Genomic DNA, 16,644 nt, shown 5'->3' on the forward strand with positions numbered 1-16,644 from the left:
CCGTCAACAACCCACCACAACCAGGAGGAGATCGTGTCCGAGTATCGAGATCTGACCGACATCGACATGTGTCGTACCGCCGCGGACATCGGTCCCGGCAACGCCACCAGTTGCCGTACCGCGAAATGGGGCCCCGCCGGTGTGAACCTGTGCCGCACCGCCGGTACCGATGTGGGCGGTAGCGTCAGCGCCTGCCGTAACTCGGCACCGGACGCACGGAACGTGAACATGTGCCGCAACAGCGAGCCGGTCAGAATCTGCCGCACCGGCGTCACGGTGCCCGGACGCGATCCGCTCAACGCCAGCGACGAGGCGGCGCTCTCCGGCCTGCTCTCGCCGGCATAGCGACGGGGTCGGGCGGGCACGATGACACGTCACGGGAGGCCATCATGGTGACCACCACGGCCGCGGCCCGCCCACCGACTGGTCCGGGTCGTGGCGCGGCGCCAGACGCGCCGAGCCGGACTGGTCGGACGACTGGTCCGGGTCGTGGCGCGGCGCCAGACGCGCCGAGCCGGACTGGTCGGAAGCGCCTGTCCTCCAGCCGCGACTTCCGGCTGTGGTACCTGGCACGGTCGATCAGTCTCGGCGGCAGCGCGGCGAGTGCGATCGCGATCCCGTTGCTCACCTACCAGGCGAGCGGCTCCGCCACGCTGACCGCAGCGGTCGCGGCGCTGGAGGCGCTGCCGTATCTGCTTCTCGGACTGTTCGCCGGCGCGGCCTGGGGCGCGCTCACCCGGATCGTCGGCAGGCAGCGGCTGGCCGAAGCCAACAGCGCACTCTGGGCGACCGAGGTGGTGCTGCAGATCAGCGTGCCGGCCGGTGCCGGGCTGCTCGCCGCGGTGACCGACCCGTCGATCGTGATCTGTCTCGACGCGGGCAGCTACCTGGTGTCCGCCGCCCTGATCGCCGCGCTGCGTGGCGACATCGATCCGGCGCGCCGCACCGCCGCCCGCGTCCGCGCCGAGATCGCCGAAGGGCTGCGGTACCTGTGGAGCCAACCGGTAGTCCGCACGCTCAGCCTGACCGGCTTCGCCCTGTCCATGACCGTGGGCGGGGCGCTCGGTCTCCTCGTGGTTCAGGCGCACCAGGGGCTCGGGCTCGCCACCCACGACACCAGGATCGGACTGCTCTACTCGGCCGGCGCGTGCGGCTCGCTTGCCGGTGCGCTGCTGCTGCCCCGCGTCACCCGGCTGGCCGGCGCGGGACCGGCCTCGATCCTCGGGTACGCGGTGAACGCGGTCTGCCTCGCCGGGTTCGCGGTCGCGCGTACGCTCCCGGTCGCCATGGCGGTCTGGGCCGTCTGGTACGTAGCCACGACCACGGCCATCACCAACGGCATCAGCGTACGGCAGCAGGTGACGCCGGACGCGCTGCAGGGACGGGTGAACACCACCGGTCGCATGCTGGCGTGGGGCGGCACTCCGTTCGGTGCGCTGCTGGGCGGTGTCCTCGCCGGGGCGGCCGGCACCCGGGTGGCCTACCTGGCGCTGGTCGTACCGGTCGCCGTGGGGCTGGCCGCGCTGCTGCTGTCGCCGGTACGGCGGCTGCGCACTCCGCAACTGGCGACGTGAGCGGCCAGCCGGGGGTCGGCAGAGGCTGCGCGGTCAGCACAGGCCCGCGCGTTCAGCACAGGCCGACGGCCATGTCCATGAGCCTGCCGAGCACCCGTTCCCCGTCCACCCGCACCCCGTCGTGCTCGTACTCGTTGGTGACCCAGACCCGGCTGTTGCCGAGCGCCCGTGCGGTCTCCAGTTGCAGCTCGGCGTCCACGTACATGTCGTCGAAGTAGACCGCCGCGTACACCGGCACGTCGTTGCCCGCGAGCCGGGCCGGATCGTACAGCGCCGGCCAGTCGTCGTCGGCGGCCAGCAGGTCGGCGGCACCGGCGAACGGCTTGAGCGCGGAGATCTCGCGGAACATCCACGGGTACATCATCTCGCCGGTGAACAGCAGCGGGTCGGCGTCGGCCGCGAACCGCGGGTCCCGGTCGAGGGCACGCCGCGCCGCCCAGCCGGTCGGCGCGCCGCCCTGCCCGTAGCAGAACTCCTGCAGCGTGAAGATGGGCGCGTCGACGAACCCGGTCTCGGCCATCACCGCGTACCGGAAGCCGTCCGACAGCTCGCCGCCCTGCCACACCCCGTCCAGCAGCCAGTGCACCTTGGCGAACCCGTCGCCCATGCCGAACGCGTTGCCCAGCAGCCGGAACCGCCGGGCGGTCAGCCGGTCGCCGTCCGGCAGCCGGACGTCGACGGAGTCGAGGTGGTCGGCGATCGCCCGGACCGCCGCCACGTCCTGCGGGTAGCGCCGGTAGTACTCGGCGTTCTTCGCGGCCACCCGGGGGTAGGTGCGGGAGTACACCTCGTCGGCGCTGGCCGTCGGGCTCGCCAGGCCGCCGGTCACGTAACAGGTACGCAGGCCCTGCGGTGCCTGAGACAGGTAGGTGAGCGTGATGAACCCGCCGTAGCTCTGCCCGAGCGTGTCCCACCGCGCCCCACCGGCCAGCCGTGCCCGGATGAGTTCGGCGTCCGCCACGATGCTGTCCGCGCGGAACCGGCGCAGGTACGCCGCCAACTCGGCGGCTGGCATCCCGGCCACGGTCCGGGCCGTCACCGGCGTGCTACGGCCGGTGCCCCGCTGGTCCAGCAGCAGCACCCGGTGGGTCCGCACGGCCAGGCCCAGCCAGCCGTCCCGGCCCACCGGCCGGGGCGCCTTGTTGCCGGGACCGCCCTGCAGGAACAGCAACCAGGGCAGGTCCTCGCCGGCCCGCTCCGCCGCGACGACCTCGCGGGCGAACACCTCGATGGTCGGGCCGTTCGGATCGACGTGATCGAGCGGTACCGCGAAGACGTGATCGGTGAGGGCGAGACCCGACGTGGTGACCATGCCGCCACGCTACAGGGCGGGCGGTTCCGGGCCCCCGGGCTAGCGTGCCGGTCGTCCTCGTCGCGGCCGGCCGCCGGTTACGGCTCGTCGATCCGTTGCTGGTCGGCCCGCGCGGGGTCCGCCAGGTCGACCGGGGCGGCGAGGCTGCCCAGGATCCCCAGCAGCTCCGCGTTCCGGGTGCCCGGTTCGGCGTGGAACACGACCAGCACGAGCCCGTCGGTACCGCTGATGACGAACTTGTTCGACTGGAGATCGAGGTCGCCGACCTGCGGATGGTGCAGCCGGCTGATCCGGCCCCGCTTGGGCTGCACGTCGTGCCGGGCCCACAGGCGCCGGAACCGGTCGCTGCGCACCGACAGCTCGCCGACGAGTTCGACCAGCCGGGGATCGTCGATGTCCGGCCCGACCTGGGTGCGCAGGGTCGCCACACCCTCCTCGGTCGCCTCCTCCCAGTCCCGCCGCAACTCCCGCTCCGCGGGGTCGAGGAACGCGGCCCGGAGCAGGTTGACCCCGGGCACGTAGTTGGGGGACAGCGCCGTCGCCAGCGTGTTGACCGCGAGCAGGTCGGACACCTTGTTCTGGACGTACGCCGGGTTGTTCGCCCAGCCGTCCATCAGCTGCAGGACGCTGGCCGGTACCCGTTCCGCCTGCCGGGACGCCCGCGCGCGGGAGGCTGGGCGGGCCGCGCCGGCGGCGGGGCGTGGCCGCGCCAGGCCGATGAGGTAGGCGGTCGCGTCGGCGTCCAGGCGCAGCACCCGGGCCAGCGCCCGCAGGACCTGGACCGACGGGTTGCGGTCGCGGCCCTGTTCCAGGCGCAGGTAGTAGTCAGAACTGATGCCGGCGAGCGTGGCCACCTCCTCGCGGCGCAGGCCGGGAACCCGGCGCAGGCCGGCGGAGCGGATTCCGGCGTCCTCCGGCCGGACCAGCTCCCGCCGGGCGCGCAGGAACTCGCCGAGCGCGTTCGTGCTGTCCACGCAGTCCACGGTAGTTCCTGGTACCGGCGGGTGGATGGTCCCGTCACTCCTAGGAACGGCGGGGTACTGCCGGGCCGTATGGGTAAGACGCAGAGTGGAGGCACGTCCAGGTTATCCGCGTCTGAGCAGATGTCCATTTAAATCACCTTTAGTACGATTGGTAGCGAAATGACGAGTACGATTTCCGGTGGGGTACTCCGGCTCGCGAACGACCTCACGGTCAACCGCATGGGGTACGGCGCGATGCAGCTGGCCGGGCCGAACGTCTTCGGTCCACCGAAGGATCGCGACCAGGCCCTCGCCGTGCTGAGGGAAGCCGTCGAGCTGGGCGTCAACCACCTCGACACCGCCGACTTCTACGGTCCCGAGGTCACCAACGAACTCATCAAGGAGGCCCTGTACCCGTACCCGTCGCACCTGCGCATCGCCACGAAGGTCGGCGCGCGTCGCGGCACGGACGGCAGCTGGCAGCCTTCGCTGGACCCGGAGGACCTGATCGCCCAGGTCCACGAGAACCTGCGGCGCCTGGGCGTGGACACTCTCGACGTGGTGTACCTGCGCCTCCGCTCCCACGAGGGCACCACGGAGGAGTCGGTCGCCGCGGAGTTCGGGGCGCTGGCCGAGCTGCGCCAGCAGGGACTGATCCGGCACCTCGGGCTGTCCGGCGCGTCCTCAGCGCAGCTGACCGAGGCGCAGGGCATCGCGCCGGTGGTCATGGTGCAGAACCTCTACAACCTCGCCAGCCGCGAGGACGACGCGCTCGTCGACCGGTGCGCGGCGGAGAACATCGGGTACGTCTCGTTCTTCCCGCTCGGTGGGTTCAACCCGCTGCAGCACGACACGCTGAACGATGTCGCCGCCCGGCTGGGCGCATCGGCGCAGCAGGTCGCCCTGGCCTGGTTGCTCCAACGGTCCGCGACGACCGCGCTGATCCCGGGCACCTCGTCGGTGGCCCACCTGCGCGAGAACGTCGCCGCGGCGGACCTGGTCCTGCCGCCCGACGTGGTCGCGGAACTCAACGCGATCGGTTAGGCACGCATTCCGTTGCATCGAGGATCGTCGCTGCTTCCAACTATCATCGGGAAGCAGTTCGCGAATCTTCGGATGCGACGGAGGAACGTGCGGTGACCGACGGCCCGCCACCCGCCGCGACGGACACGTCGGCGGCACCGCCCGAACAGACAGCGCCGCCGGAACAGCCGGCACCGCCCGGACAGCCGGTGTCGCCGGAACGGCCAGCGCCGCCCGAACAGCGAGTGCCGCCGGAACAGCGAGTGCCGCCGGAACAGCGAGTGCCGCCGGAACAACCGGCGCCGCCCGAACAGCCGGCCGAGGTCGAGATGCCGGCCTGGCTCGCGCACGGCCGGGATCTCGCGGCGACAGGCTTCTGGTCGATGGCGCGCCGGTTGCCCGTCCTGGTGCGCCAGGCGCTCGGCCTGGCCTGGGCGGCCAGCCGGCTGGACACCGCGGCGGCGGTGCTGGCTCACTTCGCCAGCGGGGTGCTCACCGCCCTCGGGCTGCTGGCCACCCGCAGCGTCGCGGAGGCGCTGCTGACCCAGGGACCGACTCCGGCGCGGGTGCGGGCCGCGATTCCGGCGCTGGCCCTGGTCGCGGGCGCCACAGCGACCCGGGCCGGGTTGTCCATCGCCGCCGGGTGGGCCCAGGCGCGGCTGAGCCCGCAGGTGGACACCGCGGCTCAGGTGAGCCTGTTCGACCTGACCACCCGCGTCGAGCTGGCGGCCTTCGACGACGCCGGCTTCGCCGACGACATGGAACGCGCGCACGGCCGCGGGGTCGACGCGGCGGCCATGCTGGTCAACGACGTCATCGACTTGACGACCGGGTTCGTCGGGGTGGCGGCGACGGCGGCCACCCTGCTGGTCATCCAGCCGCTGCTGCTGCCGCTGGTGGTCCTCGCCGCGCTGCCCGTCGGATGGGCCGCCGTGCGGGCCGCCCGGCAGCAGTACGTGAGCCTGTACCAGCGGATCGCCTGGCGCCGCCGCCGGTGGATGCTCGAGCACCTGATGGCCAACCGGCACACCGCCGTCGAGGTACGGACGAACACGATGGCCGGGTTCCTGCTCGACCGGTACCGGCAGGTGACCGGCGCCGAGACCCGCGCAGACCTCACCGTGGCCCGGCAACAGACGGTGACCCGGCTGATCGGCGGGCTGCTCGGTGGCATCGCCGCGGTGGGCGTCTACCTGATCCTCGGCCTGCTCATCATCGACGGAGGAATCCCGCTCGCGGCGGCCGCCGCGGCGTTGGTGGCGCTGCAGACCGTCCAGGGCGCCCTGCGGCTCGCGGTGATGGCCACCAACCGGCTGTACGAGGACGGCCTGTACTTCACCGACTTCACCGGATTCGTCGACCGGGCCGGCAGCCGGGTCGCCACCTCCTCCGGCCCGCCGCCCGACGGGTTCTCCGAGATCGCGGTGGACCGGATCAGCCTCGCGTACCCGGACTCCGCCGCCCCCGCGGTCGATGATGTGAGCCTGACCCTGCGCCGCGGCGAGACCATCGCGCTGGTGGGCGAGAACGGGTCGGGAAAGACCAGCCTGGCCAAGCTGATCGCCGGCCTGTACCGGCCCACCTCCGGCCGGGTCCGCTGGGACGGTGTGGACCTCACCGACACCGATCCGGACGGCATCCGCGAGCACGTCGCCGTCATCACCCAGGAGTACGTGCACTGGCCGTTCAGCGCCCGGCAGAACGTCAGCATCGGCCGGCACACCCGCTCCGGCGGCGACCCACCGGTGCACGACGCGGCGCGGACGGCCGGTGCGCACCAGATGATCCTCGACCTGCCGCACGGGTACGACACATTGCTCGACCGGATGTTCTCCGGCGGGCAGGAGCTGTCCGGCGGGCAGTGGCAACGGCTGGCCGCGGCCCGGGGGTTCTACCGCGACGCCGCGCTGCTCATCTGCGACGAGCCGTCCGCCGCGCTGGACGCCCGGGCCGAGCACGCGCTGTTCGGCCGGTTGCGTGAGCACGCACGCGACAAGGCGGTCGTCCTGATCACCCATCGGCTGGCCAACGTCCGCCACGCCGACCGCATCTACCTCATGCACCACGGCCGGCTGGTCGAGCACGGTACGCACGAGCAACTTGTCGCGCTCGGCGGCCGGTACGCCGAACTCTTCGCGCTGCAGGCGGCCGGGTACCGGGACGAGCAGCCGCCCGAACCGGTACCCGCCCAGCCCGCCGTTCAGTAGTGGAACACGGCCAGCTGGGTGCCGCCCGGGCCGGGCGTGTACCCGGTCCGGGTGGCCGGGTTCAGCTGGATGAAGGTTCCGTTGATGGGCAGTGTGGTGTTGAAGAAGTTGAACGTGGCGATCCGCTTGACCAGGGCGCCGTGTTCGTCGACCAGCACGATCGCGGACGTGGCGTTGTCGTCCGGCATCGTGCCCAGCCCGGACGGCGCCTCCAACTCCTGCATCGCGAAGTAGTGGTGCGTCTGGTCCACCGCCGGGTGCTGGTGCGCCGCGCCGGTCAGCGTCACCGTAGTACCGGTACCCGATGTCAGGTCGTACAGGCCGATGCGGCCGTCGCCGGTGGGGGCGATCATCGTGTGCGTGGTGGAGTCGACCGCGAGCCCGTCCGGCTCGCCCGCGGTGACGCCCGGGAACGAGGTGACCTTTCCGTCGTCAAGCCCGACCGTGACGAACGCGTTCGGGCCGTTGAACTGGAAGAAGTCGCTGGTACCGAGGACGGCCAGGTCGCTGCCGTTGTCCGCGCCGAACGCGGTCACGTACGGGAACTGGTACTGCCGCATCGCCGGCTCCACGTCGACCGGCGACCCGAACGTGCCGGCGCCGACGTTCGACGCGAAGACCCGGTACGCGCCGGTCAGACCGTTCTTGCCGTACAGGAACGCGGTGGTGTCCGTGTCCTGGTTCGGCGCCGCCAGCGGTCCGGTGCCGCCGCCCGGAGGGACGTCCGCGGCGGGTGGGGTCCACGCGCCGCCGTCGCCGCCCGTCGCGACCGGCTTGATGACCCGGTAGGTCTGGGTGCCGTCCGCGGCGGTTCGGGTGTAGAGCCCGACGTCGCCGGCCAACACGCCCGGCCCGGCCCCGAGCGAGCCCGGGGTCTGGTACCTGTCCGGGGAGGACGCCACCGTTCCGGTGACCGCGTTGGTTCTCTGGTCGAACACCTGGACCGAGCCACCGGTCAGGTTGGAGGTGAGGAAGCCGTCGTCGCCGTGGGCGTTGACGCCGAAGCCGCCGAAGACGGTACCGCCGTCGGTGGGCCTGACGCCGTCCTGGCTGACGGTACTCACCTCACTCGCCTCGCCGACCACCCGGCCGTCACGGGTGGGCAGGACCCGCACCACGTGGGTCATCGCGGTGTCGAGTCCGGCCTGCGCCGGAGTCAGCGCGACGCTCCCGTGTGCGCCGCGCACCGGCGCGTAGTACACCGAGCCGGTGTCCGTGCCGTTGGCGTCGCGGGCGGATCCGTTGGGGTTGTTGAACGGGTTCTGGTTGCCGGTGGCGGTGGGGCCGGCGGCGCTGATCTCCAGCATGGCGCCGTCGGCCGACGGTACGTCGCGCACGTCCCAGCTCACCCGGAACGCTGTGCCGTACGGCACCGCCAGATCGTGCCCGCCAGCCGACCGGTCGCCGGCCGCGGCGAGGGTCGGTGCCGGCGGCCTGGTGTCCCCGGTCGGTGCGACACGCACGTACGCGAAGTTGGTGTACGTGACCGCGGTCCTGCCGGCGGTCGCCGGCTCGATGCCGATGCCGTAGATCCCGCCACCGGACAGCGCGGACACCGGCACCTGGACGGTGCCGGACGGCTTCGTCAGCGGCACCGTGTACGCCGGCCGGAAACCCGCCGCGGTCGCCGGGTCGATCCGGCCCGGTTCGGAGACCACCAGCACCGGATCGGTCGCGCTCACCAGGCCCCGTAGGTCGTACGCGACGGGAATGGTGGCACCCCGCACGACCGCGGGTACCGTCGGCGCCAGCCCATACGTCGAGCGGCCGTCACTCGGTCCGAAGACGACCGTGACCGTGGCGCCGGCCAGTCGCTTGCCGCCCCGGGACGCCGTATAGGTCAGCGTGACCGTCCGGGACGCGGTACTGACCAGCGGCAGCCCGGCCGCGGCGAGCACCGCCGACGGCTGGATCCGGGCCGACGGGGTGGTCGCCAGCCGGTGGTTCCCGACGCTCAGTGAGTAGTCGACGCCGTGGTCGGGCATGCCCTGCCAGTCCGGCGCGACGGTCAGCCAGTCGCCCAGGTGGTCGTGGTCGAGCGGGATCGCGCCGGCATCGGTGGCCGTGCTGAACACGTGGTTGAACCCGTCCAGCGGGTGGCGGTCGGTGACCGCGACCCGGGACACCGACGGCGTCTCGGGCGTACCCGCGTCGGCGAGCAGCGTCTGCACGGCCTTGCCGAGGTCGACCTGTGGCCCCACGTTCAGGTTCAGGTCGGACTGCGCCGGGTTGGCCACCGGGTTCGCGGTGGACACCAGGAAGTCGCGTACGTTGACCGGATCGGTCAGCCTCGTGTTCCCGGTCAGCTTCGCCACCTGGAGCACCACCGCCGCGGCGGCGGCCACCTCCGGGGTCGAGGCCGAGGTGCCGCCGGTGTAGACGACCGCGGCGTCCTGTGCCGTGCCGCCGAAGGCGTGCTGCAGGGCGAGGACGTTGTCCCCGGGCGCCGAGATGGTGACCCGGGAACCCCAGCCGCTGGCGAAGTTGCGGGCGCCGTTGTACCGGGTCTCGGCGTACGGCGGCGATCCGACCGGGGCGGTACCCGACTGCGGCCCGGAACCGGTGTCGTTGAGCGTGGTGGAGCCGACGTCGATGGAGCCGGTGTCCGGGTCCGCCGACGGCGCCGTGGAGAAGCTGACGTCGTTCAGGTCGGTCGGCGCCACGTGCTTCCCGGCCAGGTTCGTCGCCGCACTGCCGCCGGAGGGCGGCACGGCCGCGTTGGTGTACCCGCGCAGCCCGTCACCGGCCGACACGCACACGACCAACCGGTACTTCTGCACGATGGTGGCGATGACCGAGGCCATCACCGGATCGTCTTCCATGTACCGGCCGGAGAAGCCGTAGCTGTCGAGGCCGAAGCCGAGCGACGCGGTGATGACCGACGGGCGGGGCTGCTGCCGCGCGGCGGCCAGGAACGTGGCGGCCATGTCGGCGGTCGTGGGTCCGGCGGCGGCCGGTTCCATCAGGCGGTAGCTGGCGCCCGGCGCGATCCCCAGCAGGTCGCTCGCGCCGCTGCCCTCCCGGCCCGGCCGCTGCCTGTCGTGCGGCAGCGGGGCCATCATGGAGAAGTCCAGGCCGACCTCGCCGAGCGTGGGGTCGTCGGGTCCGCAGACCTGTCCCACCGGGTCGACCGCGCCGGTGGCGCCGGCGGTGTAGGTCGGGATGAGCGGCATGCCCGGCCAGTCCAGGTAGCGCTGTCCACTTTGGACGATCGTGGTCGGCCCGTACCCGGCGGCCCAGGGGTTGCACGGGTTGGCGGTGTCGCTGGCCGCGCTGGCGTCGGTGAGCGAACCGATCGACACGTTCGTGATGATCTGCCCCTGTCCGGGCAGCTGGCCGAACCGCTGGCTGATCGCGGCGTACGCCGGCATCGCGTCGACCCCGGGCCGGTCCAGCAGGCTCTGCGCGTCGGCGGTGACCGCGTAGTTGGTGGGCAGCGTTCCGGCGGCGGGTGCCGTGGCCGCCTTCGCGGTGGCTGCCTTCGCGGTGACGCCGGTGACCGGTGTCGAGCCGGTCCGCAGCGTCGTCACCCGCCAGTCCGGCGACGCGTAGGAGATGCCGGGCTGGGCGCGCAGCGCGCTGACCGCCTGGGCCACGGTGGACGGCGGCAGGTGCAGCCGGTACAGCCGGGAGACGTCCAGCGGCGCCCCGGTGGCCGGCGTCGTCGATCCGTTCCCCAGTCCGGACAGCAGCGGCTGCGCGTCGTCCACGCCCAGACCGGCGAGGACCTTGTTGAGCTTCGCGTCGCCGGTGTACGCGGGCGGGTGCGTGGCGTCGGCGCGTGCCCGGCCGAGGCTCACCCGTGCCGGGGCCGGTACACCGGCGGCGTACGCCACCACGACGTCGTCCTGCGCGTACGGCTGCGGCTGTCCCTGCGCCAGATCGGCGATCAGCTCAGCCTTGTCGGGCAGGGTACCGGCGGCCGGGCTGCCGGGAGCGTGATCGGTCGGCACGTACTGGAACTCGGCGCTGCCGGTGTTGGGGTTCACGACCTGGGCGAGACCGTCACTGTAGACCGTCGCGTACCGGCCGTCGGGCAACGCGAGCCGCTGGTACGCGACGGCGGCGTGCGGCACCGCCGGCGCGGGTGCGGCCGAGGCGGGGGAGTCGGGGATCGCGACCGCGCACAGTGCGGCGGTCGTGGCCACGACCGCCGCGAGTACCGGGGATGGGTGGGCGCGTGACAAGGCTGCGGACCTCAATTCGGGGCGACCGGCAGGTGACAGGGATGATCGAGGATCATGGCCGGTAGTAGAATACGGGCGCCAGGCCGCCGTCGATGATCACAAATGGCGGGTTCCGGCCAGGTGGCGCGAACCCGCCAGCCGGCGTACCCGGGGCGGCCCGGCCTGTGCGTTCAGGCGCCCAGGGACCGCTGGGCCACGGCGAAGGCCAGCTTGTCGAGAGCCTGGTTGGGTACCCGCTGGATCTCCGGGAACTCCTCCAGCACGCGCAGTTCCTGCGGCGACAGCGTACGCACCTGGATCATCGCGTTACCCGCCGCGTCCACGGACTTGACGATGAACAGCGAGCCCACGCTCAGGCACGCCACCGGTACCTCGTCGAGCGCGGTCAACAGCGACCGCACGGCCTCGGCGGATGACAGGCCTGCTGCTCCGGCCGGCGGTGATCCTCTCGCGTCGAGATGTTACGGGACTCATATCGTCGGGGCTTCACCGACTAGTTAATATGAGTCTCGTATTATCCGGTTCACAGATGGTGGCCGGGAAGTATCGGCGTCGAGAGGAACCCACGTCATGATTCTCATTACCGGGGCGACCGGGAATGTCGGCCGTGAAGCCATCACCCAGTTGCTCGACGAACGGCTGTCGGTGATGGCGGTCAGTCGCGAGCCGTCTACCTCGGCGCTGCCCGGCGGCGCCGAGGTGGTCCGCGCGGACCCGTCGCGCCCGCGGACCCTCGAAGCGGCGCTCGACGGTGTGGAGGCGATCCTGCTCAGCCCGCGCGCCGCCGGCGGGGCCGTGGCCGAACTCCTGGCACTGGCGGGGCGGCAGGGGGTGAAGCGCGTGGTGCTCCTGTCGGCCGTGACGGTGCAGTACCCCGCGGGATACCAGAGGTTCGCCGACGAATTCCGTGCCGTGGAACAGATCGTGCGGGACTCCGGGCTGGACTGGACGATCCTGCGCTGTGCCGACTTCGCGTCCAACACGCTGGCCTGGGCCGGGCAGATCCGCTCCACGGGCACCATTCGCGGCGCGTACCCGAACGCGGCGAGCTCGACCATCCACGAGCGTGACATCGCGGCGGTCGCGGTGCGGGCGCTGACCGACCCGGTCCACGGAGGACAGGCCTACGCGCTGACCGGACCGCAATCGCTCAGCCAACTCGACAAGGTGCGCGCCATCGGGCGGGCCATCGGTGAGGACCTGTCCTTTGTGGAGCTGCCGGCGGATCAGGTCCGCCAGGGCATGCTCGCTGCCGGCCTGCCCGAGGATGTGCCCGACCGGCTACTCGGTTCGCTGGCCGACTACGCCTTCACGCCCGGGCCGTCCACCGACACGGTCCAGCGGCTGCTCGGCCGTCCCGCGCTCACCTTCGCGAGCTGGGCGGCCGAGCACGCCGCGGCGTTCCTCGGCTGAGTGGGCACCCGCCCGTCCTCCGGCAGGCGTGCTACCGGAGGGCGGGCGGCGGACCGTCAGGGTGTGGTGCCGTCAGGGAGCGCAGGACGGGTCCGACCCGCCGGGACCGGCGCACCGGAACAGCGACGGGTTGACCCGCGACGGCGGCCGGCGCAACATGGTCGCCTGCTCGTACGCGTAGCCGAGGCCGATCAGCGTCGGCTCGCTCCAGGCCCGGCCGAGGAACGAGATGTTGAACGGCCGGCGGTTGCTCGCCTGGTACCCGGCCGGGACGCTGATCGACGGGTACCCCGCCTTCGCGCCGATCCCGGCGCTGCCGCTGCCCGCGAACAGCAGCGCGGTCAGGTCGTTCGCGGCCATCACGGCGTCGATCCGGTCCCTGCTGTCGGCCAGGTCCTGCGCCCGGTCGGCGAGGTACTTCGCGGTGTCCGCGCTGCCCGGGCTGAGGTCCTTGGCCTGTGAGGCCAGCGCGTTGGTCTGACCGAACTTGAGCGCGACGTCCGCGTGCGCGTCGTTGTACGCGACGATGTCGGCCAGCGACTTCATCGGCGCGTTTGCCGGCAGCCGGGACAGGTACGTGTCGAGGTCGCGCTTGAACTCGTAGGTGAGCACGCTCGATCCGCCCGGGATGCTGCTGCCGGTGTCGAGGCTCACCGGTACCAGCGTGGCGCCGGCAGCCGTGAGTGCGGCGGTCGCCGCGTCCCACAGCGTCCGGGTGTCGGTGCCGGCGGCCGGAACCTGGCTCGCCACCACCCCGATCCGGGCACCCCGCAACGCCGTCGTCGACAGGTCCGCGGTGAAGTCGTGGCCGAGCAACGGATTCTGCGCGGTCGCCGGGTCCAGCGGATCCGCCGTGGTCAGCGCGGTCAGCTCGGCCGCGGCGTCGGCGACCGTCTTGACGATCGGGCCGGCGGTGTCCTGGCTTGCCGCGATCGGCACGATGCCGGTACGGCTGACCAGGCCCACGGTCGGCTTGATGCCCACGTCCGAGTTGGCCGCCGACGGGCTCAGGATCGAGCCGGAGGTTTCCGTGCCGACGGTCAGCGGCGCGAACCCGAATGCCGCCGCGACCCCCGGACCGGAACTCGACCCGCTGGGGGTCTGCGACGCGTCGTACGGGTTGAGCACCTGCCCGCCCAGCGAGCTGTACCCGCCGGGCATCCCGGAGGTCAGGAAGTTCGCGAACTCGGTCAGGTTCGCCTTGCCCAGGATCACCGCCCCGGCCTTCTTCAGCCCGGTCACCAGCGGCGCGTCGGCCGACGGGTACGAGTGCGCCAGAGCCACCGAGCCGGCCGTGGTCGGCATGCCCCTGACGTCGATGTTGTCCTTCAACAGCACCGGGATGCCCAGCAGCGGTCCGTGCCGCTTGCCGGAGCGCAGGACGGCGTCAGCCGCCCGGGCCTCGTCCAGCGCGGCGGGGTTGATGGCCCGTACCGCGTTCAGCGCCGGCCCCCGCGAGTTGTACTGGCGGATCCGGGCGAGGTATGCGCTGGCTAGGTCGACGGCGCTGATCCGGCGGCTTTGCAGCAACTGGCCGAGCTGAGCGACGGTGGCGGTCTCCAAATCCACTGTGGACGGTAGCGGGCGCGCGCCCGGCGCGGCGGCGGACGGCTGAGCCCGACGAGGCTCCCGGCTGGTGTGTACGCAAGCCGCCACCAGCCACGGGGGCTCGGCATCCAACGCAGGAAGTCCAGTTCCTGCCTCGCCGACGCCTCCAGTCCGGAGGTGGCGATCGTGCGGCGTACGTGGGCGTCGAGACTGCCCTGGTTGACGCGCCGGAACACGTCGAGGATCACCGCGTCGTCGGGCTCGGCGACGAACTCGAGGCGGCCGGGGCGGGTGGGCACCCCGCAGTCCGGTGTCCACCGGTACCGGTAGCGTTCGACCAGTACGGACATGCCGGCGCTGCGCGCCGCGTCGATCCGCGCCGTGGCCTGTCGGCGCACCACCTCGTCGTCGCGCCAGCCGGCCGGCAGCCTGAGCGAGTACTGGGTGCGCAGTGGCGCCGTGCGCAGGAGCCGCACCGCCGCGTCCCGGTCGGTGAAGTCGAACCAGTCCAGCACCTGCGGGGCCTCGTCGGTGGGCCCGCCCCACCACGCGGCGCGGGCCACGACCACGCCCCGGCGCAGCGCGACCCACGTCCACTCCGGCCGGTACTCACCGGCCGCCGCCATGCCGGCGTACCGGTCGCCGAAGGCGGCGAAGCCGACCAGGCCCGGATCGGGCACGGACTCGAAGAGCTGTTCTTCCCCCGGTTCGAGGGGGCGGGGCGGACGACCCACGGAGGCTGGTCGGGCTCAGGAGCGGCCGGACGGCAGCCGGGGTGCGCTGGCGATCAGCCGCCGGGTGTACGGGTGGGAGGGGGAGCCCAGTACCGTGTCGATCGCGCCCCGCTCGACGATCCGGCCGCGCTCCAGCACCGCGATGTCCTCGCACAGCGTCGCGACGACCCCGAGGTCGTGCGAGACCATCACCACTGTCAGCCCGCGCTCGCGAGTCAACTCGGCGAGCAGGTCGACGATCCGCACCCGGGTGGTCACGTCCAGCGCGCTGACCGGCTCGTCGGCCAGCAGTACCCGGGGTTCGCAGACGATCGCCCGGGCGATCGCGATGCGCTGGCGCTGGCCGCCGGAGAACTCGTGCGGGTACCGGTCGGCCGCGTCGGCGGGCAGCCCGACCGAGTCCAGCGCGGCGGTGACCCGCCGCCGGATCTCGGCCTGCCGGTCGGTGCGCGACACGTCCGGGCCGACGATGGCCGAGCCGAGACCCGACGAGCGCGACGTGTCCCGGTCGGCGACGGCCGAGCCGAGACCCAGCGAGCGCAACGGTTCCGCGACGATGCGGCTGACCCGCTGCCGCGGATCCAGCGACGAGTACGGGTCCTGGAACACCGTCTGCACGCCCCGCCGGAACTCCAGCCGCCGGGCGCGGTCGCGCAGGTCGAGTTCCCGGCCGTCGAACAGGATCGCGCCGGATCCCGGCCTGGCGAGGCCCAGCAACAGACGCAGCAGCGTCGTCTTGCCCGCTCCGGACTCGCCGACCAGGGCCATGCTGCGCCCCGGCCGCACCGCGAACGAGACGCCGGCCAGCACCGGTGCCGCATGCCGGTACCCGAAGTGCACGTCGCGCGCCTCAAGGATGGGATCGCTCACGGCTTCCTCCGGTTCAGCGCCTCGTCGAAGGTACGGGCGCTGTCCACCAGGTCGCGCGTGTACGGCTCGCGGGGCGCGGTGACGATGTCCAGTACCGTGCCCGACTCCACGGCGGTACCGTCGCGCATCACCAGTACCCGATCGGTCACGCCGGCCACGACGGCGAGGTCGTGCGTGATGAACAGCAGCGACATCCCGCGCGCCGCGATCAGGTTGGCCAGCAGGGACAGCACGTCGGCCTGGACCGACACGTCCAGCGCGGTGGTCGGCTCGTCGGCGATGAGCAGCGCCGGCTCACACGCCAGGGCCATGGCGATCGCGACCCGCTGCCGCTGCCCGCCGGAGATCTCGTGCGGGTACGCCCGGGCGATGCGCTCCGGGTCGGACAGCCGCACCTCGGTCAGCGCCGAAAGCGTCGCCTCGCGCAGCGCTGCCCCGCGCAACCCGCGCCAGCGCCGCAGCGGCTCGGCGACCTGGCGGCCCACCCGCATCAGCGGGTCCAGGGCGGTCAGCGGCTCCTGGAACACAGTGGTCGCGGCCCGGCCGCGCAGCCGATCGAGCCGGCGGCTCGGCGCGCCGACGACCTCGGTCGCAGGCATCCCCGGCGCGTCCAGCACCACGCTGCCGGACACGGTCATGCCGGCCGGCAGCAGGCCCATGATGGCCAGCGCGGTGAGTGACTTGCCGGATCCCGACTCGCCGATCAGGCCCAGCCGTTCACCCGGCCCGATCGAGAAGGACAGGTCGCGCACCAGCGCCCGGCCGTCGGGCGAGTGCACCGACAGTCCGTTGACCGTCAACAGGCTCATCGCGA

At 72.5% G+C, this 16,644-nt stretch carries 13 protein-coding genes; 5 read left to right on the forward strand and 8 right to left on the reverse strand.

Going from position 1 to position 16,644, the window contains the following annotated elements:
• The first annotated feature begins 33 nt into the window (after nucleotides 1-33).
• Nucleotides 34-345 carry a hypothetical protein gene (locus tag Raf01_RS19175; protein WP_203919297.1) on the forward strand — a complete coding sequence of 104 codons (312 nt, stop codon included), beginning with the start codon at nucleotides 34-36 and terminating at the stop codon, nucleotides 343-345.
• 44 nt (nucleotides 346-389) lie between these two features.
• Entirely contained in the window at nucleotides 390-1,574 is a 1,185-nt protein-coding gene (locus tag Raf01_RS19180; protein WP_203919298.1) for an MFS transporter, read from the forward strand.
• A 52-nt stretch (nucleotides 1,575-1,626) separates the two neighbouring features.
• Here Raf01_RS19180 and Raf01_RS19185 read toward each other — a convergent pair whose 3' ends face one another.
• Both Raf01_RS19185 and Raf01_RS19190 read right to left on the reverse strand, forming a co-directional pair.
• On the reverse strand, nucleotides 1,627-2,886 hold the full coding sequence (locus Raf01_RS19185) for an alpha/beta fold hydrolase (RefSeq protein ID WP_203919299.1): 1,260 nt from the start codon (nucleotides 2,884-2,886) through the stop codon (nucleotides 1,627-1,629).
• A gap of 77 nt (nucleotides 2,887-2,963) precedes the next feature.
• Nucleotides 2,964-3,860 (reverse strand): helix-turn-helix domain-containing protein, encoded by an 897-nt coding sequence (locus Raf01_RS19190; RefSeq protein ID WP_203919300.1) that lies wholly within the window; start codon nucleotides 3,858-3,860, stop codon nucleotides 2,964-2,966.
• 168 nt (nucleotides 3,861-4,028) lie between these two features.
• Between Raf01_RS19190 and Raf01_RS19195 the strand changes: the two genes are divergently transcribed.
• Entirely contained in the window at nucleotides 4,029-4,892 is an 864-nt protein-coding gene (locus Raf01_RS19195) for an oxidoreductase (RefSeq protein ID WP_203919301.1), read from the forward strand.
• Between the two features lie 92 nt (nucleotides 4,893-4,984).
• The gene (locus tag Raf01_RS19200; RefSeq protein WP_239133735.1) at nucleotides 4,985-7,078 is read left to right on the forward strand and encodes an ABC transporter ATP-binding protein; all 2,094 of its coding nucleotides are present in this window, start codon (nucleotides 4,985-4,987) and stop codon (nucleotides 7,076-7,078) included.
• Here the strand turns inward: Raf01_RS19200 and Raf01_RS19205 are convergent.
• Both Raf01_RS19205 and Raf01_RS19210 read right to left on the reverse strand, forming a co-directional pair.
• Entirely contained in the window at nucleotides 7,072-11,265 is a 4,194-nt protein-coding gene (locus Raf01_RS19205; RefSeq protein WP_203919302.1) for a S8 family serine peptidase, read from the reverse strand. The two genes, Raf01_RS19200 and Raf01_RS19205, sit on opposite strands and share 7 nt — an antisense overlap.
• 170 nt (nucleotides 11,266-11,435) lie before the next feature.
• On the reverse strand, nucleotides 11,436-11,666 hold the full coding sequence (locus tag Raf01_RS19210) for a hypothetical protein (protein ID WP_203919303.1): 231 nt from the start codon (nucleotides 11,664-11,666) through the stop codon (nucleotides 11,436-11,438).
• A 169-nt stretch (nucleotides 11,667-11,835) separates the two neighbouring features.
• Here Raf01_RS19210 and Raf01_RS19215 point away from each other — a divergent pair, with 169 nt between their 5' ends.
• The gene (locus tag Raf01_RS19215) at nucleotides 11,836-12,678 is read left to right on the forward strand and encodes an NAD(P)H-binding protein (protein ID WP_203919304.1); all 843 of its coding nucleotides are present in this window, start codon (nucleotides 11,836-11,838) and stop codon (nucleotides 12,676-12,678) included.
• Nucleotides 12,679-12,750: 72 nt separating this feature from the next.
• On the opposite strand, the gene Raf01_RS19220 is transcribed toward Raf01_RS19215, so the two are convergent.
• The 4 genes from Raf01_RS19220 to Raf01_RS19235 all read right to left on the reverse strand — a co-directional run bounded on the left by Raf01_RS19220 (nucleotide 12,751) and on the right by Raf01_RS19235 (nucleotide 16,639).
• Nucleotides 12,751-14,247: an amidase family protein gene (locus Raf01_RS19220; protein WP_203919305.1), complete on the reverse strand. Its 1,497-nt coding sequence runs from the start codon at nucleotides 14,245-14,247 to the stop codon at nucleotides 12,751-12,753.
• On the reverse strand, nucleotides 14,172-14,906 hold the full coding sequence (locus Raf01_RS19225; RefSeq protein ID WP_203919306.1) for a GNAT family N-acetyltransferase: 735 nt from the start codon (nucleotides 14,904-14,906) through the stop codon (nucleotides 14,172-14,174). The genes Raf01_RS19220 and Raf01_RS19225 overlap by 76 nt, the downstream gene beginning before the upstream one ends.
• A gap of 69 nt (nucleotides 14,907-14,975) precedes the next feature.
• Nucleotides 14,976-15,830: an ABC transporter ATP-binding protein gene (locus Raf01_RS19230; protein ID WP_203919307.1), complete on the reverse strand. Its 855-nt coding sequence runs from the start codon at nucleotides 15,828-15,830 to the stop codon at nucleotides 14,976-14,978.
• Nucleotides 15,827-16,639 carry an ATP-binding cassette domain-containing protein gene (locus Raf01_RS19235; protein ID WP_203919308.1) on the reverse strand — a complete coding sequence of 271 codons (813 nt, stop codon included), beginning with the start codon at nucleotides 16,637-16,639 and terminating at the stop codon, nucleotides 15,827-15,829. Before Raf01_RS19235 ends, Raf01_RS19230 begins: the two co-directional genes overlap by 4 nt.
• Between the last annotated feature and the right edge of the window lie 5 nt (nucleotides 16,640-16,644).

Origin of the sequence: Rugosimonospora africana (assembly GCF_016862975.1) — a bacterium.
GTDB lineage: Bacteria > Actinomycetota > Actinomycetes > Mycobacteriales > Micromonosporaceae > Rugosimonospora > Rugosimonospora africana.